Raw genomic sequence first — 24,457 nt, forward strand, 5'->3', positions numbered from 1 at the left:
TGGGGTCAGGCCTCGAGGGGGCCGGAGAGCGCCCCACCGCAGTGGTAGACGTCGGGGCGCCCGGGCCAGATGGTGCCCGCCTCGTGCATCGCGTCGTCGAGCTCGTTGCGCCAGGTGCCGCGCTCGTCGACCCAGTAGCGCGCGGCGTGGTCCCAGAGCCGGCGGTACCAGCCCTCCCAGTGCGGGTCGCCGGTGAGCCGGACCATCGACGCCGAGAGCTGGATGCCCTCGCAGACCGGCCAGTGCAGGCGCACGTCGGCGACGGGAGCGCCCTCCCAGTCGACGGTGTAGACCAGGCCCGGGCGGCCGTCGAGGGCCCAGCCGCCGTCGAGGGCCCGGCGCGCCAGCGCGTCGGCCGACTCGACGAGCCAGGCGGGTGACGCGACGAGCGGCGAGGCGTCGAGCTGGAGGAGGAAGCGCGCCCACTCCAGGGAGTGACCGAAGGTCGCGCCGTACGGGCGGAACGGGTGGTTCGGCTCGTCCCGGTTGTACTCGGGCAGGACCTCCCAGTCCGCCGAGAAGTGCTCCGGCAGCAGCCAGTCGTTCTCGCGCGCCGCCCGGTTGATCAGCCGGTCGGCGATGTCGAGGCCGCGCTCGTGCCAGACCGCGTCACCGGTCGCGTGGCCCATCGCGAGGAAGGCCTCGAGCCCGTGCATGTTGGCGTTGGCCCCGCGGTAGTCCTCGGAGTCGCTCCAGTCGGGGGCGAAGGACTCCAGGAGCGAGCGCGAGCCCTCGTCCCAGAGGTGGGCGTCGACGACCTCGACCACCTGGTCGAGCAGGGCCTGCGCGGCCGGGTGCCCGACCCCGAGCGCCGCGGAGGCGGCGAGCCCGACGTGGACGTGGTCGTAGGTCGCCTTGCGCGTCACCGTGCCGGGCTGGGTCAGCCAGCCACCGTGCTCGCGGTCGGCGTGCAGCCCGGTGAGCGAGGCCAGCGCGTGGTCGAGCAGCTCGCCGGAGCCGGGGACGCCGTGCCGCACCCCGGCGGACGCGGAGTAGGCCATCCGGGCGGTGAGGAAGAGCATCGGGGGGTGGTCGGGCAGCGGTGTGCCGTCGGCGTCGAGGTGGTGGAAGCCGCCCTCGGGCCGGATCGAGCGCAGGGCGAAGCCGAGGACGTCCGACAGTCCTCGGCCGAGCCACTCGCGGTGGGTCGGGTCGTCGAGCCAGCTGGTCACAGGTCCTCCACGGACAGGCGGTAGGTCATCGTGCGGGTCTCACCGGGGCCGACGGTCACGACGTCGGCGAGGACGTTGGCGGCCTCGACGCACACGAAGTGCGGCCACTCGTCCCCGATGTCGGGGATGCCGGGGCCCTTGTCGGGGCCGGGGTTCCAGACGACGCGGTCGGCGGCGCCCGTCGTCTCGATGCGCAGGCGCCGCCCGAGCACCGGGTCGGTGACGGTGACGGGGGCGTCCGAGCGGTAGACGCGGTCGGTCTCGCCGTCGAGGACGAGGTCGCCCTCCTGCACGCGGTCGACCCCGGCCACCTTGTCGTGGAAGCGCACCCCGTCGAGGCCCCCGACGCTCACCCGGCGCACGTCGCCGACGGCGAGGTAGGCGTGCAGCGCCTCCTCGACGACGAAGGGCTCACGCCCGGGGTTGGTCGTCGACAGCGACACCTCGAGCTCACGGCCCATCCGGGCGACGAGCTCGAGCCGGTAGGCGTGCGGCCACTGGAGGCTGCCGGAGTCCTTCGACGTCAGCCCCATCCGGACGGTGCCGCCGTCGGCGTCCGCGCTCTGCTCGAGGAGGCGCCAGCGGGCCCAGCGGACCCAGCCGTGCGACGGCGCCTTGTCCTGCGCGCGGCCGGGGCCGAACCACGGCCAGCACACGGGGATGCCGGCGTGCGGCGGGGTGCCGGAGCGCACCGGCAGGGTCGGGTGCGAGAAGAGCACGGGCTCGGCGCCGCGAGGGTGCCAGCGCAGGACCAGCGCTCCCTCGTCGAGCACCTCGCCGGTGCAGCCCGCACCCGAGACCGGGTGCGAGGAGGGGGCGTCGTCGGTCACGGCCCCCACGGTAGTGAGCCGCGGCGGGCGACCGCACTTTGCGCCCACGGGACGGCCCGGCGGGAGGTGTCCCGCCGGGCCGTCCGGTGTGGTGGTGCTGGTCGTAGTGGTGCTGGCGCCGGGTCAGGAGCGCTCGGGCTCCAGCTCCGGGCGGCGGGTGGAGTCCGGGTCGTCGTCCCCGCCGACCCCGCGGGCCTCGTCGCGCTTGTTGGCGATGATGCTCGTCGTCGTGACGAGCGCCAGGATGCCGACGATGACGGCGAGCGAGGCAAGGGTCGGGACCTCCGGGGTGGCCGGCCAGACGCCGTGCGCCCAGTGCAGGACGAGCTTGACGCCGATGAAGGCGAGGATCGCCGCGAGGCCGAAGCCGAGGTGGCGCAGCGCACCGAGCAGGCCCTCGAGGACGAAGTAGAGGGCGCGCAGGCCGAGCAGCGCGAAGGCGTTGGTCGCGAAGACGAGGTAGGCGTCGCCGGTGATGCCGAAGACGGCGGGCACGGAGTCGACGGCGAAGACGATGTCGGTGCCGAGGATGGCGACGGCGACGAGGCCGAGGGGGGTGAGGGCGCGCTTGCCCTTCTCCTTGACCGTGAGGTGCGGGCCGCGGTAGTCCTCGACGACGGGGAAGAAGCGGCGCAGGACCTTGACGCTGCGCAGCGAGCCGATGTCGACGGCGGCCTCCTCGTCGGACATCGCGTCCTTGAGCACCTTGACCGCGGTGAGCAGGAGGATGGCGCCGAAGAGCAGGAAGGTCCAGGAGAACATCGAGATCATCTGGGCGCCGACGGCGATGAAGATGCCGCGCAGGATGAGGGCGCCGGCGACGCCGATGAGCAGCACGCGCTGCTTGAGCTCGTCCGGCACGGCGAAGGCGGCCAGCAGGAGCATGAAGACGAAGAGGTTGTCGACCGACAGCGACTTCTCGACGAGGTAGCCGGTGTAGTACTCGATGCCGCGGTCACCGCCGTACTGCGACCAGATGAAGACACCGAAGGCCAGGGGCAGGGCGATGTAGAAGCTCGACCAGCCGACGGCCTCCTTCATCGACACCTCGTGCGGCTTGCGCGTCAGCACGAAGTCGAGGGCGAAGAGGCCGAGCACGGCGGCGATGGTGACGCCCCACAGCAGGGGGGTGCCGACGGACTGCTCGGTGGCAGCGGCGGGCTCGGCCGCTGCGACGAGGGTGTGGAGGGATGGCATGACGCTCCTCGGGGCAGAATCGTTGTCCCGAGGTCTCCTTCACCACACCGGGGTGTGGCGCCGTCCCGGGAGCACCATGGGGTGCTCGTACTGACCGGTGACGGACTTGGGAAGTACTCCCCTCGTCACGCCCAAGGCTACCGGCGGGCCGATCTTTTCCCCAAGTCCGTGTGCGGAAATCGGTGAACGTTCGACACGCGGCCCCGCATCGGCGCAGGTCAGCCGCGGACGGCCGAGTACCGCTCGAGCGCCTCGCGGCGCTCCTCGGCGTGGTCGACGATGCGCTCGGGGTAGCCGTGCGCGTACCCGTCGTCGTGGTTCCACGGCTGGTGCGCGGCCTTGCCGGTCAGGTGGCGCAGCTCGGGCACCCAGCGCCGGACGTAGTCGCCGGACGGGTCGAACTTCTCGCCCTGGGTCACCGGGTTGAAGACGCGGAAGTAGGGCGAGGCGTCGGTGCCGGTGCCGGCGACCCACTGCCAGCCGTGGTTGTTCGACGCGAGGTCGCCGTCGCAGAGGTGGTCGAGGAAGTGGCGCGCCCCGACCGGCCACCACACGTGGAGGTCCTTGGTGAGGAAGCTGGCGGTGATCATCCGGACCCGGTTGTGCATCCAGCCCTCGGCGAGCAGCTGGCGCATCCCGGCGTCGACGACGGGGTAGCCGGTCTCGCCGCGGCGCCAGGCCTCGACGGCGTCCTCGGCGTCGTCGTAGCGCATCCCCGAGAGGGCGGGGCGCAGGTCGGACCACGCGCTCGCGGGGTTCTGGAAGAGCACGTCCGCGTAGAACTCGCGCCACGCGAGCTCGTCGCGGTAGGTCTCGACCCCCGTCCCGGTGCGGTCGGCCAGCTCGGCGAGCAGCGTGCGCGGGTGCACGACACCGAGCTTGAGGTAGGGCGACATCCGGGAGGTGCCGTCAAGCGCCGGGCGGTCGCGGTCGTCGTCGTAGTCCGCCAGCGCGTCGTCGCGGAAGGTGCGGAAGCGGCGCAGCGCGGCCTCCTCGCCCACCGGCGGCAGCTCGGGCAGGTCGGGCGCGGAGAGGGCGGCGTCGAGGGCCGCGGTGGCGTCGGCGTCGTTGCGGGCGTGGCGCAGCGACAGCGTGCGCGGCGTCGGGGCGGGCTCCGGCCAGCCGTGGGCGCGCCACGCCTTCGAGAAGGGCGTGAAGACCTTGTAGGGGTCGCCGGAGCCGTTCGTCACCAGCCCCGGCCCGACCGCGTACGGGGTGCCGGTCTCGACCCACTCGACCCCCTCGCCGAGGGCGTCGCGGACGGCGTCGTCGCGCCGGACACCACCGGGGTTGGTCTCGCGCGAGACGTGCACGCTGGATGCCCCGACGCGCTGCGCGAGGGCGGGGACGACCTGCCGCGGGTCGCCGTGCAGCAGCGTCAGCGACCCGTCGAGCGTCTCGTCGAGGTCGCGCAGGGTCGCGGCCAGCCAGGCCCGGCGGACCGGCCCGCCGCGGTCCCAGAAGCGCGGGTCGACGACGAACGCGACGACGAGGTCGCCCTCCCCCGCCGCGTCACGGGCCGCGAGCAGCGCCGGGTGGTCGCGGCGGCGCAGGTCGCGGCGCAGCCAGAGGACGGAGGTCATCGTGGGGCCCTGTTCAGGAGAGGCGGTCGAGGACGGGGGGCAGGAGGAAGAGCATCCCGAGGGACCAGGTGAGGTGCGTGACGATCGGGCCGAGGATGCCCCCGGTGACGCGGCGCTGGAGCCCGACCACGACACCGACGACCGCCGCCGCGAAGACGAGCAGCGGGATGGCCGAGGTCGCCGTGACGAGGGCGTAGACGACCGTGGTCACCGCCACCGCGTGCTTGCGGCCGACCCCGGCGTAGAGGGCGCCGCGGAAGTAGAGCTCCTCGGCGACGCCGTTGACGACGGTGATGACCGCGACGACCCACAGGGACCCGTAGCGCGCGTGGTCGAGCAGCTGCTGGACCGGGTCGCGCAGGAACGGGATCTGCGCGACGACGACCGACCCGAGGAGGAACACGGCAAGCAGCAGCCCCCCGAGCGCGAGCGACTGGACGACCGGCCGGCTGTCGGTGCGCCCGGTGCGGGAGTGGGCCCGGCCCAGGTGCAGCGGCCCGGACACGAACGCGCCGACGGCCCACACGAGCGCGAGGGCCAGCGTCGCGACGTAGAACGTCGGGTCGCCGGGCTCGATGCGCAGCGCGTAGGCGAGGATCGCCGCCCCGACGAGCAGGGTGACGACCGCGACGACCCGGCGCCGCCGGAAGGCCCGGTCGGTCTCGGTGTGGTCGCGCGGGACGGGGTCGACGAGCGCGGCGCGGACGAAGGCGCGCAGCTCGGCGACCGGCTTGACGGAGGTGGCCACCGGACTCAGCCCGACGACCCGCTGCCACCCCCGGCCCACGAGGGGTCGGCCGCGGTGACCCGGGCGGGGTCGACGGTGCCGGGCTCTGGGCGCGGGTTCGCGTCGTCGCCGGCGATGGCGTCGGTGACGGCGCGGTCGAACCCCAGCGCGCCGTGCGGGGGCGGGCCGACGAGGTCGTCGACGTCGTGCTCCCCGCAGACGACCTCGTGCAGGAGGCTCTCGACGAGCGGCTTGGCGACCCCGGTGGGCACCGGGGTGACGAAGCCGACCCACTGGCTGGCCAGCCGCGGCGTCAGCACCGGCACGGTGAGGACGGTGCGCGGCAGCATGCCCCCCAGCCTCGCGAAGCGGGTGATCATCTCGCGGTAGGTCAGCACCTCGGGGCCGCCGATGTCGAACGTGCGGTTGACCTCGGGCGGCAGGTCGGCGGCGCCGACGAGGTAGTGCAGGACGTCGCGCACGGCGATCGGCTGGATCTTGTTGTCGAGCCACTTCGGGGCGACCATCACGGGCAGCCGCGAGGTGAGGTGGCGCAGCATCTCGAAGGACGCCGACCCGGAGCCGAGGATGATCGCGGCCTGGAGGACGGCGGTCGGCACCCCGCTCGCCATGAGGAGGTCGCCGACCTCGACGCGGGAGGCGAGGTGGTCGCTGAGCGGCCCGTGGTCCGGGTGCAGCCCGGAGAGGTAGACCAGGCGCCCGACCTCGGCCTCGTAGGCGGCGAGCCCGAAGGCGCGGGCCATCTCGCGGTCGCGCTCGACGAAGTTGCCGGCGCCGTCCATCGAGTGCAGGAGGTAGTAGGCGACGTCGACGTCGGCCAGCGCCTCCGCGAGCGTCGCGCGCGAGGTCGCGTCGCCCTCGACGACCTCGGCCCGCTCGCGCCAGAGGCGCTGGTCGAGCTTGGACGCGTCACGGGTCAGCACCCGCACCGTCCAGCCCTGCTCGAGCAGGGCCGGGACGAGGCGGGAGCCGATGTAGCCGGTGACGCCCGTGACGAGGGCTCGGCGGCCGGTGCCGCTGGAGGGGCTCACCGGCGGTCCAGCACGTCCTTGAGCTGGGCGGCCGTCTTGTCGCCCAGCCGCTCGAGGAGCGGGGTCATGAGCGGGCCGACCAGCGCGACGATCCCGCTGAAGTCGAACTCGGCCTTGTAGGTGACCTCGGACCCCGTGCCGTGCGGGCGCACGGTGATCGTGTCGTGGCTCGTCGCGGCGTCGTTGCGCCCGACGATGACGACGTGGTCCTCACCGAGCTCCTCGGTCGTGTACTCGAGCTCGACGGTGTTGCCGGCGAACTTCGACACGTTCTTGTACTTCGTGCCGACGCCGCCGTCGCCGCTGACCCGCTCGCACGAGACGGTGCCCGCGTCCCACTCGGTCGCGTTGCGGAAGTCGGCCAGGTAGGGGAGCACGTCGGCTGCCGGGGCGGTCGTCGTGATGGTGCGTTCCACCGTCGTGGTCATGCGGTGTCCCTTCTCGAGAAACGGATCTGGGCCACGTCGAGGTAGCCGGTGGCGAAGCCCGCCTCGCAGTACGCGAGGTAGAACTCCCACATCCGGCGGAAGGTCTCGTCGAAGCCGTTGCGCTGGATGTCCGGCCACTGCGCGTTGAAGCTCTCGCGCCAGCGACGCAGCGTCTCGGCGTAGTCGGCGCCGAAGCCGTGCACCCTCTCTACCCGCAGGGTGGTCGACTCACGCGTCACGTCGCGGATCGCCTGCAGGGAGGGGATGAGGCCGCCCGGGAAGATGTACTTCTGGATCCAGCCGAAGGAGCCCTTCGTGGCGAGCAGCCGGTGGTGCTCCATGAGGATGGCCTGGACGGCGACGACGCCGCCGGGCGCGAGGAGCGCGTCGATCTGGCGGAAGTAGGTCTCCCAGTACTCCTCCCCCACGGCCTCGATCATCTCGACGCTGACGATCGCGTCGTACTCGCCGGTCGTCTCGCGGTAGTCCTGGAGGAGCACCTGCACCCGGTCGGAGTACCCGGCGTCGGCGATGCGGCGCATCGCGAGGTCGCGCTGCTCGGCCGAGAGGGTGACGGAGGTGACGGTGGCGCCGCGCGCCGCGGCCCGGATGGACAGCTCGCCCCAGCCGGTGCCGATCTCGAGCACGCGCGAGCCCTCGCGGACGTCGGCGGCGTCGAGGATGGCCTCGACCTTGCGCACCTGCGCCTCATGGAGGTCCTGCTCGGCGACCGGGCGGGTGGGGTCGAACAGCGCCGAGCTGTAGGACATCGACGGGTCGAGGAAGGCCGCGAAGAGGTCGTTCGAGAGGTCGTAGTGCGCGCTGATGTTGCTGCGCGAGCCCTCGAGCGTGTTGCGCTGCGCCCGGGGGATGGCGCGGTCGACGAGGCCGCGCAGGGAGAGCAGCGGCTTGGGCACGAGCTCGCCCATCCGGGCCGCGAACGGGGCGAGCGCCCGCGCGAGGTCCGTGCCGTCGGCGACGCGCCAGTCGCCGGCCATGTAGGCCTCGCCGAGACCGATCTTCGGGTGCGCCTCGAGCCGGCGGAACATCGCCCGCGGGCGGACGACCTCGAGCACCGGCGAGTCGGGGCCGCCTGCGCCGACGACGGTGCCGTCGGGGTAGCGCATCCGCACCGGCATCGGCTTGACGGCGATCTCGGTGATGGCCTTGGCGACCGCGCCCCGGGTCAGGACGTGGGGGAAGCGCAGCGCGGGGGCGGCGAGCTCGAGGCGGGGGGTCTCTGCGGTCATCGGACGGTCTCCAAAGAGTTCTCGGGGCGGGGTCGGACGGGCAGCCGCCGCAGCCACAGCCAGATGCCGTGGACGCGGATGAGCGCCGTGACCCGTTGGGGCATGAGCGGGTACCGCAGGGCCGTGCGGGCGACCTGCGCGGTGGTGGCCGCGCGGGGGCGTCCGGTGACGGTCGCGGTGACGAGTGGTTCGTCGCGGGTGCGCAGCCGGATGGCGACGCCCACCGTGTCGGGGGTCAGGGTGAGGCGGATGGCGTACTCGCCCTCGACGTCGTTGAAGGGCGAGACGTAGAAGTCCTTGTCCATCGCCGCACGGCCACCGTCGTCCGGGCGCAGGACGTACGCGTGCCGGCCGCCGTAGGTGTTGTGCACCTCGACGAGCACCGCCCGCAGCGAGCCGTCCGGCGCGAAGACCCAGAAGGCCGACATCGGGTCGAAGACGTGCCCGAGCACGCGGGCGTGCGACAGCATGACGACCCGGTCGCGGGACGAGGTCGTGACCCCGTCGCGCTCGAGGACGCGCAGGACGTTGGCCTTGAGGGCGGGGATGCCGGGGTTGCCCGCGAGGTGGTCCTCGGCACGGAAGGTCGCGAACGGCCGCAGCGGGCGCGGGACCCGCGGCATGGCGTCGAGGTCGACGAGCCACTGGGTGTGCCGGTGCGTGAAGGAGTGCCGCACCGGCCGGTGCCGGGTGTGGTGCACCCGACCCACGACGAGCGCGGGGAGGACGGGGAGGTCGGCGGTCGAGGTCACCGGGTCACCACTCGACCCCGAAGGCGCGCGCCGCCTCCACCCCCGACCGGCAGCCGTCCTCGTGGAAGCCCCAGCCCTGGTACGCGCCGGCGAACGCCGTGCGGGCCGTGGTGATCTCGGGCAGGCGTCGCTGCGCGCGGACGGCCGCCACGTCGTAGAGGGGGTGGGTGTACTCCATGGTGGCGACGACGCTACCGGGGTCGATGCGCTCGGTGGCGTTCAGCGTGACGTAGAAGGGCTCGCTGTCCGGGATGCCCATGAGCTTGTTCATCCAGTAGGTGACGACGGCGCCCTGGGCCGGGTCGCCGACGAGGTAGTTCCACGACGAGCGGGCCAGGCGGGCGCGCGGCATGAGCGAGCCGTCGCGGTGCAGGACGGTCTTGTTGCGGGAGTAACGGAATGCCCCGAGAACCTCCTTCTCCGTGGGCGTCGCGTCGGCGAGCAGCCGCAGCGCGTCGTCGGCGTGGGTCGCGACGACGACCTGGTCGTGACGGTCCAGCCGCCCACCGGCCGTGCGGATCTCGACGCCGTCGGGGGTGCGGGACACGGACGTCACCGGGTCGCCCACGTGGACGGCGGGCAGCCGCGCCGCGAGGAGGTCGACGTAGGTGCGCGAGCCGCCGACGACGGTCATCCACTGCGGGGAGTCGCCGACGGAGAGCATCCCGTGGTGCTGGAGGAACCGGAAGAGGTAGCGCGCGGGGTAGTCGAGGGCGTCGCCGCCGCCGCTGGACCAGACGCACGCGACGACCGGGATGGCGTAGAGCCGGACGAAGGGCTCGGGGAAGCCGTGGTCGCGGATGAACTCGCCGTAGGTCGTCGTGTCCTCGTCGTCGGTCTCGTCCAGGAAGCGGGAGGCGACGGCGTGGAAGCGCTTGACGGAGCGGAGCATCCCGACGTACTCGCGGTCGAGGAGCTGGCGCGGGCGGGCGACGAAGCCCTTGACCCCGCGGCCGCCGGCGTACTCGAGGCCGCTCGAGGCGTCGCGGATGCTCATCGACATCTCGGTGTCACGAGCCTCGACGCCGAGCTCGCGGAAGAGGCGGCGCAGGTGCGGGTAGGTGCGGTCGTTGTGGACGATGAAGCCGCTGTCGACCCGGACGTCGCCGCCGTCGGTGGGCACGGTGTGGGTGTGCGCGTGGCCGCCGAGGCGGTCCTCGCCCTCGTACAGCGTGACGTCGTGGGTGGTCGAGAGGACGTGTGCCGCCGTCAGGCCGGAGACTCCGGCGCCGACCACGGCGATGCGCCGGCGAGCGTCGGGGCTCGCCGTGGGATGGGTGGGCATGGGCACGACCGTAGAACCTTTCGTCGAATGTCGTCAAAGGTTTGTCAAATCTCTGCCGAGCACCTACCGTGGGTGACGTGAGGCGTTCGGTTCCGCCATCGATGCGGATTGGAGAGCTGGCCACCAAGGTGGGGGTCAGCACCCACGTGCTGCGTGCGTGGGAGTCCCGCTACGGGTTGTTGACCCCGGTGCGGAGCAGTGGCGGTTACCGCCTCTACGGGGCCGACGACGAGCGGCGTGTCCGCGACGTCCTGGCCCTGCGTGAACAGGGCGTCAGCGCGATGGAGGCGTGCCGGCAGGTGCTGGCCGCCGAGCGCGCGGGCAACGCGGCGACGGGCGTCGCCTCCGCCGACGAGCATGGAGAGCTCGCGCCTGAGGGCCAGGGCCTGGACCCGATGCGCACCGACCCGCCGCTGCTGGTGACCCAGCTGCTCGACGCGGTCACCGCGCTCGACGAGGACCGGGCGCACGCCGTCCTCGACACCGCCTTCCTCGACCGCTCCGTCGAGAGCGCGATCGTCGACGTCCTCGTCCCCTTCTTCGTCCGCGTGGGCGAGATGTGGGAGCTCGGGCGCATCGGCATCGCCCAGGAGCACTTCGCCTCCAGCCTCGTGCGGCGGCGCCTGGGCGCCCTGTCGCTCACCTGGGGCATCGGCACCGGCCCGGTGGCCGTGCTCGCGTGCCCCCCGGGCGAGTTCCACGACATCATCCTCCTCAGCTTCGGGGTGCTCCTCGGCCGGGCCGGGTGGCGCATCCGCTACCTCGGCCCCGACACCCCCATCGCGTCGCTGGCCTCGGCCGCCGACCTCACCCAGCCCGACGCCGTCGTCCTGGCCAGCCGCCGGCCCTCCGGCTTCCGGGCGCACGCCCCGGCGCTGCGCCGGCTCGCCGAGCGCCACCCCGTGTGGCTCGCCGGCCGCGGCACGACGCCGCGCGTCCTCGACGAGATCAAGGCCCACCACCTCGGCCCCGACCTCGTCGGTGACGTCACCGAGCTGACCGCCGCGGCGCGCGAGCGCCGCCGGGCCCTGGCGCAGGAGCAGTCGCAGGAGCAGGGTGCGCGGCACGAGGCATCCGCCGCGCGGACGGACTCCGAACGCCGGTCGTGACCACTTCCGACAGGCCGGGCGCTGCCACCAGCGCCCGGCCTTCCCCTACCCCCCTCACCCCAGGAGCCCCCGTGACGCTGACCGACCGGAGCACGACGAGCACCCCGACGCAGGGCCTCGCCCCGCGCATCGAGGCCGCCCTGCGCCCCCTCCTCGCCGGGCCGCTGCCGGTCCGCCTGCGGGCCTGGGACGGCTCGGAGGCCGGCCCCGAGGGCGCGATGCTCGTCGAGCTGCGCTCGCCGCAGGCCCTGACCCGCCTCCTCTGGCACCCGGGCGAGCTCGGCGCCGCCCAGGCCTACGTCACGGGCGAGATCGAGGTCCACGGCGACATCGGTGACGCCCTCGACCTCGTCCGCGAGACCGTGGCCGCGCGCAACATCCCGCCGCTCACCCCGGCCCGGGTCGCGCGGATGCTCCCCGACCTCGTGCGCCTGGCCCGTGACACCGGCGCCCTCGCCCGCCCGCCGGCCCCGCCGGCGACGCAGGCCGTCATCAAGGGGCGGCTGCACTCGCTGGCCCGCGACCGCGCCTCGATCAGCCACCACTACGACCTCTCCAACGAGTTCTACGAGTTCCTCCTCGACCCGCACATGGCGTACTCGTCCGCGTTCTACGCCGACGGCCCGCAGATGCGCCTCGAGGACGCGCAGGCCGCCAAGCTCGACCTCGTCTGCCGCAAGGTCGGCCTCCAGGAGGGCATGCGCTTCCTGGACGTCGGCTGCGGCTGGGGCTCGCTCTCGCTCTACGCGGCCGAGCACTTCGGGGCGCACGTCACCGGCGTCACCATCGCCGCCGAGCAGAAGGCGTTCATCGACGCCCGCATCCGCGAGCGCGGCCTGCAGGACCGGGTGCAGATCCGGCTCCAGGACTACCGCGAGGTCCACGACGGCCCGTACGACGCCGTCGCCTCCCTCGAGATGGGCGAGCACGTCGGCGAGAAGAACTACGACACCTACGCCGAGGTGCTCCACCGCAACGTCCGACCCGGCGGCTACGTCCTCGTGCAGCAGATGTCGCGCTTCCGCGGGCACCACCCCGGCGGCGGCCCGTTCATCGAGCAGTTCATCGCCCCGGACATGACGATGCGCCCGGTCGGCGACACCCTGACCTTCCTCCAGGACGCCGGCTTCGAGGTCCGCGGCGTGCACGCGCTGCGCGAGCACTACGTGTGGACCGTCGAGGCCTGGCACCGCACCCTCGAGGAGAACTGGGACCGCGCCGTCGAGCTCATCGGCGAGGAGGGCGCGCGGGTCTGGCGCCTCTACCTCGTCGGGGGCGCGCAGGCGTTCCGCGACAACCGGATGGGCGTCGACCAGCTGCTGCTCCGTCGCACCGGCGGCCCGGCCGTCGTCTCGGACCCGGCCCGCTGATGGACGGCTTCTCCGGAGGCACGCTCGGCGTCGTCCTCGTCGCGTCCGCCCTCACCTCGCTCCTCGCCATGACCGTGACCGCGGTGTGGTCCAGGCGGGTGGGCCGGTACTCGGTCGTCGACGTCACGTGGGGCCTGGTCTTCGTCGCCATCGGCTGGGTCGCGTACCTGGCCGGCCAGCACTCGACCCGCTCGCTGCTGCTCGCCGTGCTCGTCACCCTCTGGGGCGGCCGGCTCGCGTGGCACATCCGCGGTCGGGCGCTCGGCCAGGGCGAGGACCCGCGCTACGCGAAGATGCTGTCGGGCGTGCCCGAGGAGAAGCGGTTCCGCACCGCCCTGGTCAAGGTCTTCGGCACCCAGGGCGCCGCCGCGTGGTTCGTGTCGCTGCCGCTGCAGGTCGCCGCGGCGACGGACTCGGCCCTCGGCTGGGTCGCGGCCCTCGGCGTGGTCGTGTGGCTCGTCGGGGTGACCTTCGAGTCGGTCGGCGACGCCCAGCTCAAGGCGTTCAAGGCCGACCCCGCGAACAAGGGCAAGGTCATGGACCGGGGCCTGTGGGGCTGGACCCGCCACCCGAACTACTTCGGCGACTCCGCCGTGTGGTGGGGCATGTGGGTCGTCGCCGCCGAGGCCTGGCCGGGCGTCCTCACCGTGCTCTCGCCGGTGGTCATGACGTACTTCCTCGCCTTCGCGACGGGCGCTCGCCTGCTGGAGTCCGAGATGGCCAAGCGGCCCGGCTACCCCGAGTACCAGCAGCGCACGAGCATGTTCTTCCCGCTGCCGCCGAAGAAGCGCTGAGCCCCGGCCCTGCGCCGCCGCGGCTCAGCGGCGGCGCAGGGTGACGGCGAGCGCGACCGCGGCCGTCACGGTGCACAGGAGGGTCCCCCACGCGATGTCGACGAGGACGACGACGAGGGGGAAGTCGCGGAAGACGGCCATCGAGGTGAGGTCGAAGGTCGCGTAGGTGACCGCGCCGAACGCCGCCGCGTCCCGCACGCCCCGCCGCACCGAGCCCGCGGCGAGCGCCGGCCGGACGACGAAGTGGACGAACCCGAGCAGGTAGACGACGTAGAAGGCGACCGCCGCGGCCATGTTCGGCCGCTCGGCGAGCAGGTGGCCGATCCGGTCGTCGTAGAGCGTCCCCGAGCCGGTCGTCAGCCACACGGCGTCGAGCACCGCGAAGACGAGCGCGCTGAGCGCGGCGGCGGTGAGCAGCAGGCGGGTCGGCGGGGTGGTGGCCTCGGCGGTCATGCCCCCCAGCATCCCAGCCGGGCGGCGGCCGGGGTCATCCGAGCAGCTGCGCGACCGCGTGGATGACGAGGCCGGCGAGGGCGCCGACGACGGTGCCGTTGATCCGGATGAACTGCAGGTCGCGGCCGACGTGCAGCTCGATGCGCTCGGAGGCCTCGCGGGCGTCCCAGCGCTCGACGGTGACCGAGATGACCTCGGCGAGCTCCTGGCCGTAGGTGGAGACGACGAACGAGACGGCCTCGCCGAGACGGGCGTCGGCGACGGCCTTCCACTCCGGGTCGTGCTCGAGCCGGGCCCCGAGGTGCTCGAGCAGCTCGTCGCCGCGGGTGTGGAAGTACGAGGCCTCGTCGTCCATGGCCGTCTCGAGCGAGGTGCGGAACGAGCGCCACAGCCCGACGGCGGTCTCGGCGGCCTGCGGGTGGGTCAGGAGGCGCTCCTTGAGCGACTCGGCGCGGGCCATCACCTCGGCGTCGTGCTGGAGGTCGTGGGCGAGCCGGCGCAGGAGGTCGTCGAGCGCGAGCCGGGCCGGGTGGCGCGGGTCGCGGCGGATCTCGCGCAGCCACGCGAGCACCTGGTCGTAGGTCCACGTGATGACGCGGTCGTCGAGCCACGGCGGGGTCCACCACGGCGCCTTGGTGCCGAGGACGTCGGCGTAGGTGCCGGGGTTCTCGCGCAGCCAGTCGTGCAGCTGCTCGAGCGCGAGGTCGACGAGGCCGTGGTGGGTGCTCTCCTCGACGACGCCCTCGAGCAGCGCCCCGGCGATGGGGCTGACCGGCTCGCGGACCAGGCGCGGGACGAGGACGTCGGCCACGAGCGAGCGCACCTCGTCGTCGGTGAGGCGCCCGAGACCGGCGCGGGCCACCCGGACGACCTCGGTGAGGACCCGACGGCGGTTGCGCCCCACCCCGAGCCAGCGTCCGACCCGGCCGGTGACGTCGGCCGCGGCGAGGCGCTCGCGGGCGATCTCGACGGTGAGGAAGTTCTCGGTGACGAACTCCTGGAGGTTGCGCCCGATCTCGTTCTTGCGCCGCGGGATGATCGCCGTGTGCGGCACCGGCAGCCCGAGCGGGTGCCGGAACAGGGCCGTCACCGCGAACCAGTCGGCGAGCGCGCCGACCATCGCCGCCTCGGCCGCGGTGTTGACGTAGCCCCAGGCGCCCGAGTGGTCCAGCCGCAGGGTCGCGAGGAAGACGACCGCCGCCAGGAGCAGCAGCGAGAGCGCCAGCAGCCGCATCCGGCGCAGGGCCGTGCGTCGCCGGGCGTCGGCCGGGGTGTCCGCCATGAGGCTCACCCGCCCGATCCTGCCCCATGGCCGGGCCGCCGACGCACCTACGCTGGACCCGTGCAGTTCCTCAACGGCCTCCAGCCCCAGCTCGACCTCACCTACGACGACGTCTTCATGGTGCCCAACCGCTCGGCGGTCACCAGCCGGCTCGACGTCGACCTGAGCAGCACCGACGGCACCGGCACGACGATCCCGCTCGTCGTCGCCAACATGACCGCGATCGCCGGCCGGCGGATGGCCGAGACGACCGCCCGCCGCGGCGCGCTGACCGTCATCCCGCAGGACATCCCGGTCGAGGTCGTCGACGAGGTCATCGCGTGGCAGAAGTCGCGCCACCTCGTCTACGACACCCCGATCAGCCTCGCGCCGACGACGACCGCCGGCGAGGCGCTCGTCCTCCTGCACAAGCGCGCCCACGGCGCGGCCGTCGTCGTCGAGGGCGACCGGCCGGTCGGCATCGTCAGCGAGACCGACCTGACCGGCGTCGACCGCTTCACGCAGCTCGCCGACGTCATGGTCCGCGAGATGGTGACCCTCGACGACGGGGTCGACGTCGAGAAGGCCTTCGACGTCCTCTCGCACGCCCGCCGCCGTCTCGCGCCGGTCATCGCCCCCGACGGCACCCTCGTCGGCCTGCTGACCCGCGCCGGGGCGCTGCGCGCGCACCTGTACTCCCCCGCCGTCGACGCCTCGGGCCGCCTGCGCATCGCCGCGGCGGTCGGCATCAACGGCGACGTCGCCGAGCGGGCCCGGGCCCTGGCGGCTTCCGGCGCCGACGTCCTCGTCATCGACACCGCGCACGGCCACCAGGAGAAGATGGTCGAGGTGCTGCGACAGGTGCGCGCCCTCGACCTCGGGGTGCCGATCGTCGCGGGCAACGTCGTCTCGGCGCAGGGCACCCGCGACCTCATCGAGGCGGGCGCCGACATCGTCAAGGTCGGCGTCGGCCCCGGCGCGATGTGCACGACGCGGATGATGACCGCCGTCGGCCGACCCCAGTTCTCCGCGGTGCTCGAGTGCGCCGCGGCCGCCCGCGAGCTCGGGAGGCACGTCTGGGCCGACGGCGGCGTCCGCCACCCCCGCGACGTCGCGCTCGCGCTGGCCGCCGGCGCCTCCAACGTCATGGTCGGCTCGTGGTTCGCCGGGACGCTGGAGTCCCCCGGCGACCTCTACACCGACGAGCAGGGCCGCCAGTACAAGGAGTCCTTCGGGATGGCCTCCGCCCGCGCCGTGCGCAACCGCACGGCGACCGACAGCGCCTACGACCGTGCCCGCAAGGCCCTCTTCGAGGAGGGCATCAGCAGCGCGCGGATGTACGTCGACCCCGCGCGCCCGAGCGTCGAGGACGTCATCGACCAGATCGTCGCGGGGCTGCGCAGCTCGTGCACGTACGCCGGCGCGCGCTCGCTCGAGGAGTTCCACGAGCGGGCGACGGTCGGCATCCAGAGCACCGCCGGTTTCGCCGAGGGACGGCCGCTGCACACGTCCTGGTGAGCCGGCGCGGTGGCGCGCGCCCATCCCTCGGACACCCGGCCACCGGTCGGGAGGGTGCGCACCACGCGGCCTCGCCCATGGGCGAAAATGACGGCATGGCCTACGACGTCGAGCGGATCCGGTCCCACTTCCCCTCCCTCACCGAGGGAGCGGCCCACTTCGACGGCCCCGGCGGCAGCCAGGTGCCGGACGTGGTCGGCCGGGCCGTCGCCGACACGCTCACCTCGGCGATCTCCAACCGCGGCACCATCACCTCGTCCGAACGCCGGGCCGACGCCGTCGTCCTCGCCTACCGGCAGGCGATGGCCGACCTCCTCGGCGCCGACCCGCGCGGCATCGTCCACGGCCGCAGCGCGACGACGCTGACCTACGACCTGGCCCGGGCGATGGCCAAGACCTGGGGGCCCGGCGACGAGGTCGTCGTGACGCGCCTGGACCACGACTCCAACATCCGCCCGTGGGTCCAGGTCGCCGAGTCGGTCGGCGCGACCGTGCGCTGGGCCGACTTCGACCCGGAGTCCGGCGAGCTGCCGACGTCCGCCGTCGAGGCCGTGCTCAGCGAGCGCACCCGCCTCGTCGCGACCACCGCGGCCGGCAACCTCATCGGCACCCGCCCCGACACCGCCGCGATCTCGGCGGCCGCGCACGCGGTCGGCGCCTTGCACTGGGTCGACGGCGTGCACGCCACGGCCCACGTCCCGGTCGACGTCGCCGCCCTCGGCGCCGACGTCTGGACCTGCTCGCCGTACAAGTTCCTCGGCCCCCACTGCGGCGTCCTCGCGGCCGACCCGGCGCTCCTCGAGACGCTGCACCCGGACAAGCTGCTGCCCTCGAGCGACGAGGTGCCCGAGCGCTTCGAGCTCGGCACCCTCCCCTACGAGCTGCTCGCCGGCGCGACGGCGGCCGTCGACTTCCTCGCGGGGCTGGACGACCTCGACACCCCCGTGACCCCGGAGAACCGTCGGGCCCGGCTGCTCACGTCGATGGCCGCCCTCGAGAAGCACGAGGAGGGGCTGCTCGGCCGGCTGGAGCCGGCGCTGCGCGGCCGTCGCGGTGTGCAGGTGCGCTCGAACGCCGCCCGGCGCACCCCGACCCTGCTCTTCACGGTCACCGGCCGCGACCCCCAGGACGTCCGCCGCACCCTGGCCAGCCACGGCGTCAACGCCCCCGCGGGCAGCTTCTACGCGCTGGAGTGCAGCCGGCACCTCGGGCTCGGCGACGCGGGCGGCGTGCGGGTCGGCCTCGCGCCGTACACGAACCGCGAGGACGTCGAGCGGCTGCTCGGCGCGCTCGACGACGTCTGCTGACGCCACGGGCGGACGGGGCCGTCGCGTCCCGTCCGCCGCTCCGGCGGCTGTGACAGCATCGACGGCATGGTCGCCCTGCTCGAGCCGCTGGAGGCTCCCGTCGACCCCGTCGACGCGCTGCGCCGCATCGCCTTCCTGCTCGAGCGCACCCGCGCCGGCACCTACCGGGTCGAGGCGTTCCGCAACGCGGTGAAGCGGGTGCGCACGCTGGACGACGACGAGCTGCGCGAACGCGCCTCCGCCGGAACGCTGCAGGAGCTCGACGGAATCGGGAAGTCGACGGCGGGCGTCATCGCGGAGGCCGTCGCGGGCGAGGTGCCGTCGTACCTGGCGTCGCTCCAGGAGAAGTCCGGCGGCCCGCTCGTCGAGGGCGGCGACGAGCTCTACGGGCTGCTCCGCGGCGACTGCCACCTGCACTCCGACTGGAGCGACGGGGGCTCCCCCATCGACGAGATGGTGCTGACCGGCGTCGAGCTCGGCCACGAGTGGATGGTGCTGACCGACCACAGCCCGCAGCTGCGTGTCGCCAACGGGCTCACCGTCGAGCGGCTGCGCCAGCAGCTGAAGATCGTCGACGGCGTGAACCGTTCGCTCGCAGGGCAGTTCACGCTGCTCAAGGGCATCGAGGTCGACATCCTCGACGACGGCTCGCTCGACCAGACCGACGAGATGCTCGGCCGCCTCGACCTCGTCACCGCGTCGGTCCACAGCAAGCTGCGGATGAACCACGACCCGATGACGCGGCGGATGGTGGCGGCGGTGTCGAACCCCCGGGTCAACGTGCTGGGGCACTGCACGGGGCGGCTCGTCACCGGCTCGCGCGGCACCCGGCCGCAGTCCGAGTTCGACGCGCGGGCGGTCTTCGAGGCCTGCGCCGAGCACGGCACCGCCGTCGAGATCAACAGCCGGCCGGAGCGCTGCGACCCGCCGGACGAGCTCGTGACCCTCGCGCTCGAGATCGGCTGCCTGTTCAGCATCGACTCCGACGCGCACGCGCCGGGGCAGCTCGACATGAAGGCGTACGGGTGCGAGCGGGCCGAGCGCCTCGGGGTGCCGGCCGACCGCGTCGTCACGACGTGGGACGTCGAGCGGGTCCTGGAGTGGACGGGGGCCGGGCGGTGAGCGGGCGCGTCACCACCGCGCTCGGCGGCGTCCTGCGCGTCGAGCACGAGGGCGCGCGACCGCCGTTCGACCAGGTGCGGACCCAGCTGGCCGAGGCGGTCGGTGACGGGCGGCTGGCCGAGGGCACCCGACTGCCCACCGTCCGCGGCCTCGCCGAGGAGCTCGGCCTCGCCGCCAACACCGTCGCCCGCGCCTACAAGGAGCTCGAGGCCGCGGGGCTCGTCGTCACGCGCGGCCGGCTCGGCACCGTCGTGGCCCCCGGTGCCGGCGGCGCCCCGAGCACCGGAGTCGTCGGCGGGGACCCCGGGATGCGGCTCGCCGCAGCCGACTTCGCCCGCGCGGCGAGGACAGCAGGACTCACCGACGAGGCGGCTCTGGCGCTCGTGCGGGACGCCCTCGGACACCGCCGCTGAGGCCCCCCGATCGTGTCCCCGGACCCCGTTTTGGTGGTCCCGAGAATCTCCCCTATGCTTTCGGAGTCCTCGACGGATCCGATCCCGGGTTGTGCGACGGAGAGGGTCCGACGAAGGTCGGGTCCCCATCGTCTAGCGGCCCAGGACCCCGCCCTTTCACGGCGGTAGCACGGGTTCGAATCCCGTTGGGGATACGGTCTTGCACCAGCCAAGGCCCCGTAGCGCAGTTGGTTAGCGCGCCGCCCTGTCACGGCGGAGGTCGCGGGTTCGAGTCCCGTCGGGGTCGCTCCTTCACGAGAGGGGCCGGATACGTCCGGCCCTTCCGTGCAGGTCCAGGCCAGGTAGCTCAGTTGGTACGAGCGTCCGACTGAAAATCGGAAGGTCGGCGGTTCGACCCCGCCCCTGGCCACCACCACGAGCCGCAGTCCGCATGCCGGGCTGCGGCTCTTGTCGTCCCCGGCCTTGGCCGTCCCGGCCGACCGCCTCAGGCCAGCCAGGTCGACGTCGCGCCGAGCACCCGGCTGCCGTCGAGGTCGGCGAGCGAGAGGCCGACGAAGGCCGACGCCTGCTCGGTCGTCTGCCAGCGGAAGCGCGGTGCGTCCGTCGTCGCCGCCTCGACGATGACCTCCGCGGCCGACGCGGAGGTCTGCGCGTCGTCGAAGGCCCCCGCCGTGCGGCGCAGGTAGGCGGCCAGCAGCTCGGCGTAGGGGTCCTCGCCGCCGGTCCCTGCCGCACCGCCGCCCTCGCCGTCGGCCCGGTGGACGTTGCCCGTGAAGTCGCTCGCGACCGCGCCGGGCTCGACGATGCTCACCGTGACGCCGAACGGCGCGACGACGGGCGCGAGGGACTGCATCAGCCCCTCGACGGCGAACTTCGCCGCGCAGTAGGCGTCGGCGAACGGCTGGCCGACCGCGCCGCCGACGCTCGTGACCGTGACGACGCGCCCGCGCCCGGCGGCGCGCATCGAGGGCAGCACGAGGCGGGTCATCCGGGCCACGCCGAGGTAGTTGACGTCGAGCTGCTCCTGGAGCTGGGCGTCGGTCAGCTGCTCGAGGGTCGCGACGGCGCCGCGTCCGGCGTTGTTGACGAGGACGTCGACGCCCCCGTGGTCGGCGAGCACCCCCTCGACGGCGGCGCGGGCACCGCCGGCGTCGGTGACGTCGAGGGCCCGGACGTCGAGCTCGACCCCCGCCTCGTCGGCGGCCGCCCGCAGCCGGTCCGCGCGCCCGGTGTCGCGCATGGTCGCGACGACGGTGCGGCCGGCGCGAGCCAGCCCGACCGCGGTCGCCAGCCCCATCCCGCTCGACGTACCGGTGACCAGGGCGACCTCACGACGCGACATGGCCGGAGCGTAGACCCGCCGGACCTCCGGCGGCGAGGCCCGCCGATACCCCCCCCCCGGTCGCCGTCGGCTGACCGAGCGGGCCGGACACGTCCGGCACCCCGTTCGTGACGTCACTGCGGCGCCAATGCTCTTGCCAGTGACGTCACGATGGTGTCATAGTGGCGTCATGGACCTCACGCCCTACGTCGCCCGCCTCCAGCGGGACCTCGTCACGACGGCTCGCACCGGCGGCCCCGAGGCGACCGGGCTCGCCGAGCTGCTGGCCGGTGGCCTCGAGCCCTCGGCCCGGATGCTCCTGCTCGACGCCGTCGTCGAGGCGGCAGCCGAGGTGACCGAGCGGATGGCCCCCGGATCGGTCGACGTGCGGCTGCGCGGACGGGACGTCGACCTCGTCGTCACCCCGGCCACCCCGGACGCGGTGCCGGCCCCCGCGCCGCCGGCCGCCGAGCCGGAGGACGACGAGGCCGGCGGCACGGCCCGCCTCAGCCTCCGGCTGCCCGAGCGCCTGAAGCCCCGCGTCGAGGAGGCCGCCGACGCCGCCGGGATGTCGGTCAACGCCTGGCTCGTCCGCACGGTGGCCGCCGCGGTCACCGACCCGTCCTCCTCGCCGTCGGCGAGCCACCGGGCGCCGTCGGTCACGACCGGCCAGCGCCACACCGGCTGGGTGCGCTAGCCCCCGCCCACGAGCCGCGGCATCACGCCCGGCCCCACCAGAACCCCACCGCCGCAACCCGACCCGCCACGGGAGGATCCGCCATGCCCACCTTCAGCACCCCACGACCCGTCACGCTGCACGTCGACGTCGCCGGCCTCGACCTGACCGTCCGGGCCACCGCCACGGACGAGACCGTGGTCGACGTCCGCCCGCACGACCCGCACCGTCGGGGCGACGTCGACCACGCGGCGGCCGTGGTCGTCGAGCACACGGACGGCCGCGTCGTCGTCCGCTCGCCCCGCTCCGTGACCGGCCGCCTGCGGGCGATGGTCGGCACGGGCGACCGCGCCGACGTCGTCGTCGAGCTGCCCGAGGGCTCCGCTCTCGAGGTGCGCGGCTGGGGCGAGACCCGTGCCACCGGGATGCTCGGCGCGGTCGACGTCGACACCTCGATGGGCGACATCGCCATCGAGCGGGCCGCCGGCGTCCGCGGCCGCACCTCGATGGGCGACGTCCGCGTGGGCACCGCCCGGGGACGGCTCGAGCTGCGGACGTCCGCGGGCAGCATCCGCATCGACGACGCCGGCGACGAGACGAGCGCACGCACGGCCGCCGGTGACGTCACCGTCGGCACGGGGCGCGGGCCACTGCACCTCTCGACGACCGCCGGCGACGTCCGCGTCGAGCGGGCCCAGCGGGGCGTCACCGCCAAGGCATCGGCCGGCGACGTCCGGGTCGCGGCGGTGGACGGCGGCGCCGTGAGCATCGACAGCGCCTACGGGCGGGTCGAGGTCGGCGTCGCCGACGGCGTCGCCGCCTGGCTCGACGTCGAGGCCCGGCACGGCACGGTCCGCAGCGACCTCGAGGCGAGCGCCCCGCCGGCCGACGGCGAGCCGAGCGTGGAGGTGCGCGTGCGCGCCGGCTACGGCGACGTCGTCCTGCGCCGCGTCTGACCCCCCTCCCCCCGACCCGACCGACCCCGCGAAGGGACCCACGATGAGCACCAGCACCCCGGCCGTCGAGATCCGCGGCCTGCGCAAGTCCTTCGAGGACCACGTCGTCCTCGCCGGCGTCGACCTCACCGTCGCGCCCGGGACCGTCCACGCCCTGCTCGGCCCCAACGGCGCCGGCAAGACGACGACGGTCAACATCCTCACGACCCTCCTCGCCCCGGACGGCGGCACCGTGGCGGTCCTCGGCCACGACGTCGAGCGCGAGCCCCGGCTCGTCCGCGCCTGCATCGGCCTCACCGGGCAGTTCGCCGCGCTCGACGACCTCCTGACGGCCCGGGAGAACCTCGTCCTCGTCGGGCGGCTGCACCACCTGCCCGCCGGGGAGGTGCGCCGGCGCTGCGCCGAGCTCCTCGAGCGCTTCGGGCTCGAGGACGTCGCCGACCAGCGGCCCTCGACCTTCTCGGGTGGGATGCGCCGCCGGCTCGACCTCGCGATGGGGCTCGTCGGGCGACCGAGCGTCCTCGTCCTCGACGAGCCGACGACGGGCCTGGACCCCCGCAGCCGGCGGGCGACCTGGGACGTCGTGCGCGAGCTCGTGACCGAGCGCGTGACGGTCGTCCTGACCACGCAGTACCTCGAGGAGGCCGACCGCCTGGCCGACCACGTGTCGCTGCTCGACGGCGGGCGGGTCGTCGCGGCCGGCACCCCGGCCGAGCTCAAGCGCCGCGTCCCCGGCGGCCACGTGCGCCTGGGCGTGGCCGACCTCGACGCGCTCGACGCCGCCCGCCGGGCGGTCGGGGGCGAGCCCGACCCGGACGCCCTGGCCCTCGACGTGCCCGGCTCGGGCGACGTCCCGGCCCTGCGCGCCCTCCTCGACCGGCTCGACGAGGCCGGCGTCCGGGTCGACGACCTCGCCATCCGCACCCCCGACCTCGACGACGTCTTCCTGGCCCTCACCGGCCGCCCCACCCCCGACGACGCGGCCGAGGAGGCCCTGCGATGACCACCGCTGTCCCCACCGCCCCCACCCGCTCGCGCCCGTTCGCCGACGCGATGACCATGCTGGGTCGCCAGCTGCGGCACGCCCGCCGCTACCCCGAGCTGACGGTCATCGTCCTGCTCGTGCCGGTCGTCCTGCTCGTCCTGTTCGTCCTGGTCTTCGGCGGCACCCTCGGCGCGGGGCTCGGGCCGGCCGTCGCCGGTGGGCGGGGCGCCTACGCCGACTACGTCCTGCCGGGCATCCTCGTCATGACGGTCGCGTCCATCGCGCAGGGCACGTCGACGACGATGGCCATGGACACCACCCAGGGCATCATCGACCGGTTCCGGACGCTGTCCATCTCCCCGGGGGCCGTGCTCTCCGGGCACGTGCTGGCCGCCACGATCCAGTCGGTGGGGTCGATGGCCGTCGTGACCGGCGTGGGGCTCGCCGTCGGCTTCCGGCCGCGCGCCTCGGTCACCGACTGGCTGCTCGTGCTCGCTCTCCTCGCCGCGCTCTCCCTCGCGGTGTCGTGGCTCTCGGTCGCTCTCGGGCTCGCCTCGCGCACCGTCGAGAGCGCGAGCAACTACCCGATGCCGCTCGTGCTCCTGCCCTTCCTCGGCAGCGGGTTCGTCCCGACCGGGTCGATGCCCGCCGGCCTCGCCTGGTTCGCCGAGCACCAGCCCTTCACCCCGGTCATGGACACCCTGCGCGGGCTCCTCCTCGGGACGGGGGTGGCGACCGGGACCGCGTGGCTCGCCGCCGGCTGGTGCGTCGTCATGGCCGTCGTCGGCTGGTGGCTCGCCCGCCGCCTCTACGCCCGACCGCGCCGGGCCTGACGCACCTGGCGGGGCCGGCCGGCCGCCGCGACACGAGCAGAAACCCGAGACCGGCCGGCCCGT

The 24,457-nt window shown here is 74.1% G+C and carries 24 protein-coding genes and 3 tRNA genes; 14 read left to right on the forward strand and 13 right to left on the reverse strand.

The annotated features are described in order from the left end of the window. Window positions 1-5: 5 nt before the first annotated feature. The 10 genes from HL663_RS01655 to HL663_RS01700 all read right to left on the reverse strand — a co-directional run bounded on the left by HL663_RS01655 (window position 6) and on the right by HL663_RS01700 (window position 10,276). On the reverse strand, window positions 6-1,172 hold the full coding sequence (locus HL663_RS01655; RefSeq protein WP_173026760.1) for an AGE family epimerase/isomerase: 1,167 nt from the start codon (window positions 1,170-1,172) through the stop codon (window positions 6-8). After that, window positions 1,169-2,002, reverse strand: a complete 834-nt coding sequence (locus HL663_RS01660; protein ID WP_173026761.1) for a D-hexose-6-phosphate mutarotase — start codon at window positions 2,000-2,002, stop codon at window positions 1,169-1,171. The genes HL663_RS01655 and HL663_RS01660 overlap by 4 nt, the downstream gene beginning before the upstream one ends. Before the next feature lie 123 nt (window positions 2,003-2,125). Further along, window positions 2,126-3,199 (reverse strand): TerC family protein, encoded by a 1,074-nt coding sequence (locus tag HL663_RS01665; RefSeq protein ID WP_173026762.1) that lies wholly within the window; start codon window positions 3,197-3,199, stop codon window positions 2,126-2,128. Between the two features lie 218 nt (window positions 3,200-3,417). After that, window positions 3,418-4,782, reverse strand: coding sequence for a cryptochrome/photolyase family protein (locus HL663_RS01670; RefSeq protein ID WP_173026763.1), 1,365 nt, complete (start codon window positions 4,780-4,782; stop codon window positions 3,418-3,420). 13 nt (window positions 4,783-4,795) lie between these two features. After that, window positions 4,796-5,530: a CPBP family intramembrane glutamic endopeptidase gene (locus tag HL663_RS01675; RefSeq protein ID WP_173026764.1), complete on the reverse strand. Its 735-nt coding sequence runs from the start codon at window positions 5,528-5,530 to the stop codon at window positions 4,796-4,798. A 5-nt stretch (window positions 5,531-5,535) separates the two neighbouring features. Continuing rightward, window positions 5,536-6,561 (reverse strand): NAD(P)H-binding protein, encoded by a 1,026-nt coding sequence (locus HL663_RS01680; RefSeq protein ID WP_173026765.1) that lies wholly within the window; start codon window positions 6,559-6,561, stop codon window positions 5,536-5,538. Beyond that, window positions 6,558-6,989 carry an SRPBCC family protein gene (locus HL663_RS01685; protein ID WP_173026766.1) on the reverse strand — a complete coding sequence of 144 codons (432 nt, stop codon included), beginning with the start codon at window positions 6,987-6,989 and terminating at the stop codon, window positions 6,558-6,560. The genes HL663_RS01680 and HL663_RS01685 overlap by 4 nt, the downstream gene beginning before the upstream one ends. After that, entirely contained in the window at window positions 6,986-8,239 is a 1,254-nt protein-coding gene (locus HL663_RS01690) for an SAM-dependent methyltransferase (protein WP_173026767.1), read from the reverse strand. The genes HL663_RS01685 and HL663_RS01690 overlap by 4 nt, the downstream gene beginning before the upstream one ends. Beyond that, window positions 8,236-8,991 carry a DUF1365 domain-containing protein gene (locus tag HL663_RS01695; RefSeq protein ID WP_173026768.1) on the reverse strand — a complete coding sequence of 252 codons (756 nt, stop codon included), beginning with the start codon at window positions 8,989-8,991 and terminating at the stop codon, window positions 8,236-8,238. Before HL663_RS01695 ends, HL663_RS01690 begins: the two co-directional genes overlap by 4 nt. Before the next feature lie 4 nt (window positions 8,992-8,995). Beyond that, a complete protein-coding gene (locus tag HL663_RS01700) occupies window positions 8,996-10,276 on the reverse strand; it encodes an NAD(P)/FAD-dependent oxidoreductase (protein ID WP_173026769.1) in 1,281 nt (426 codons plus the stop codon). Between the two features lie 101 nt (window positions 10,277-10,377). Between HL663_RS01700 and HL663_RS01705 the strand changes: the two genes are divergently transcribed. The 3 genes from HL663_RS01705 to HL663_RS01715 all read left to right on the forward strand — a co-directional run bounded on the left by HL663_RS01705 (window position 10,378) and on the right by HL663_RS01715 (window position 13,549). Further along, a complete protein-coding gene (locus HL663_RS01705; RefSeq protein WP_173026770.1) occupies window positions 10,378-11,385 on the forward strand; it encodes a B12-binding domain-containing protein in 1,008 nt (335 codons plus the stop codon). Between the two features lie 71 nt (window positions 11,386-11,456). Further along, window positions 11,457-12,755: an SAM-dependent methyltransferase gene (locus tag HL663_RS01710; protein WP_286175859.1), complete on the forward strand. Its 1,299-nt coding sequence runs from the start codon at window positions 11,457-11,459 to the stop codon at window positions 12,753-12,755. After that, window positions 12,755-13,549, forward strand: coding sequence for a DUF1295 domain-containing protein (locus tag HL663_RS01715; protein WP_173026771.1), 795 nt, complete (start codon window positions 12,755-12,757; stop codon window positions 13,547-13,549). Before HL663_RS01710 ends, HL663_RS01715 begins: the two co-directional genes overlap by 1 nt. 24 nt (window positions 13,550-13,573) lie before the next feature. On the opposite strand, the gene HL663_RS01720 is transcribed toward HL663_RS01715, so the two are convergent. Beyond that, window positions 13,574-14,002 (reverse strand): DUF2177 family protein, encoded by a 429-nt coding sequence (locus HL663_RS01720; protein WP_173026772.1) that lies wholly within the window; start codon window positions 14,000-14,002, stop codon window positions 13,574-13,576. Window positions 14,003-14,036: 34 nt separating this feature from the next. Then, complete coding sequence (locus tag HL663_RS01725) at window positions 14,037-15,293, reverse strand: DUF445 domain-containing protein (RefSeq protein ID WP_286175860.1); 1,257 nt, start codon at window positions 15,291-15,293, stop codon at window positions 14,037-14,039. 51 nt (window positions 15,294-15,344) lie between these two features. Here HL663_RS01725 and HL663_RS01730 point away from each other — a divergent pair, with 51 nt between their 5' ends. The 7 genes from HL663_RS01730 (at window position 15,345) to HL663_RS01760 (ending at window position 20,035) form a co-directional block, all read left to right on the forward strand. After that, window positions 15,345-16,781 (forward strand): GuaB1 family IMP dehydrogenase-related protein, encoded by a 1,437-nt coding sequence (locus HL663_RS01730; protein WP_173026773.1) that lies wholly within the window; start codon window positions 15,345-15,347, stop codon window positions 16,779-16,781. Window positions 16,782-16,876: 95 nt separating this feature from the next. Continuing rightward, a complete protein-coding gene (locus HL663_RS01735; protein WP_173026774.1) occupies window positions 16,877-18,088 on the forward strand; it encodes a cysteine desulfurase-like protein in 1,212 nt (403 codons plus the stop codon). A gap of 66 nt (window positions 18,089-18,154) precedes the next feature. Continuing rightward, entirely contained in the window at window positions 18,155-19,210 is a 1,056-nt protein-coding gene (locus HL663_RS01740; RefSeq protein WP_173026775.1) for a PHP domain-containing protein, read from the forward strand. Next, a complete protein-coding gene (locus HL663_RS01745; protein ID WP_173026776.1) occupies window positions 19,207-19,623 on the forward strand; it encodes a GntR family transcriptional regulator in 417 nt (138 codons plus the stop codon). Before HL663_RS01740 ends, HL663_RS01745 begins: the two co-directional genes overlap by 4 nt. Before the next feature lie 121 nt (window positions 19,624-19,744). Beyond that, a tRNA-Glu gene (locus HL663_RS01750) sits at window positions 19,745-19,817 on the forward strand. An 18-nt stretch (window positions 19,818-19,835) separates the two neighbouring features. Continuing rightward, window positions 19,836-19,909 (forward strand) — tRNA-Asp (locus HL663_RS01755). Window positions 19,910-19,958: 49 nt separating this feature from the next. Then, window positions 19,959-20,035: transfer RNA gene (locus tag HL663_RS01760), tRNA-Phe, on the forward strand. Between the two features lie 72 nt (window positions 20,036-20,107). Here HL663_RS01760 and HL663_RS01765 read toward each other — a convergent pair. After that, entirely contained in the window at window positions 20,108-20,965 is an 858-nt protein-coding gene (locus HL663_RS01765) for an SDR family oxidoreductase (protein ID WP_173026777.1), read from the reverse strand. A gap of 169 nt (window positions 20,966-21,134) precedes the next feature. Here HL663_RS01765 and HL663_RS01770 point away from each other — a divergent pair, with 169 nt between their 5' ends. The 4 genes from HL663_RS01770 (at window position 21,135) to HL663_RS01785 (ending at window position 24,394) form a co-directional block, all read left to right on the forward strand. Then, window positions 21,135-21,641 carry a hypothetical protein gene (locus HL663_RS01770; protein WP_173026778.1) on the forward strand — a complete coding sequence of 169 codons (507 nt, stop codon included), beginning with the start codon at window positions 21,135-21,137 and terminating at the stop codon, window positions 21,639-21,641. A gap of 83 nt (window positions 21,642-21,724) precedes the next feature. Then, window positions 21,725-22,576, forward strand: a complete 852-nt coding sequence (locus HL663_RS01775) for a DUF4097 family beta strand repeat-containing protein (protein ID WP_173026779.1) — start codon at window positions 21,725-21,727, stop codon at window positions 22,574-22,576. 43 nt (window positions 22,577-22,619) lie between these two features. Beyond that, window positions 22,620-23,579 (forward strand): ATP-binding cassette domain-containing protein, encoded by a 960-nt coding sequence (locus tag HL663_RS01780; protein ID WP_173026780.1) that lies wholly within the window; start codon window positions 22,620-22,622, stop codon window positions 23,577-23,579. Then, window positions 23,576-24,394 carry an ABC transporter permease gene (locus HL663_RS01785; protein ID WP_173026781.1) on the forward strand — a complete coding sequence of 273 codons (819 nt, stop codon included), beginning with the start codon at window positions 23,576-23,578 and terminating at the stop codon, window positions 24,392-24,394. Before HL663_RS01780 ends, HL663_RS01785 begins: the two co-directional genes overlap by 4 nt. Window positions 24,395-24,457 lie beyond the last annotated feature (63 nt).

Origin of the sequence: Arthrobacter sp. NEB 688 (assembly GCF_013201035.1) — a bacterium.
In the GTDB taxonomy this organism is placed as follows: domain Bacteria; phylum Actinomycetota; class Actinomycetes; order Actinomycetales; family Dermatophilaceae; genus Phycicoccus.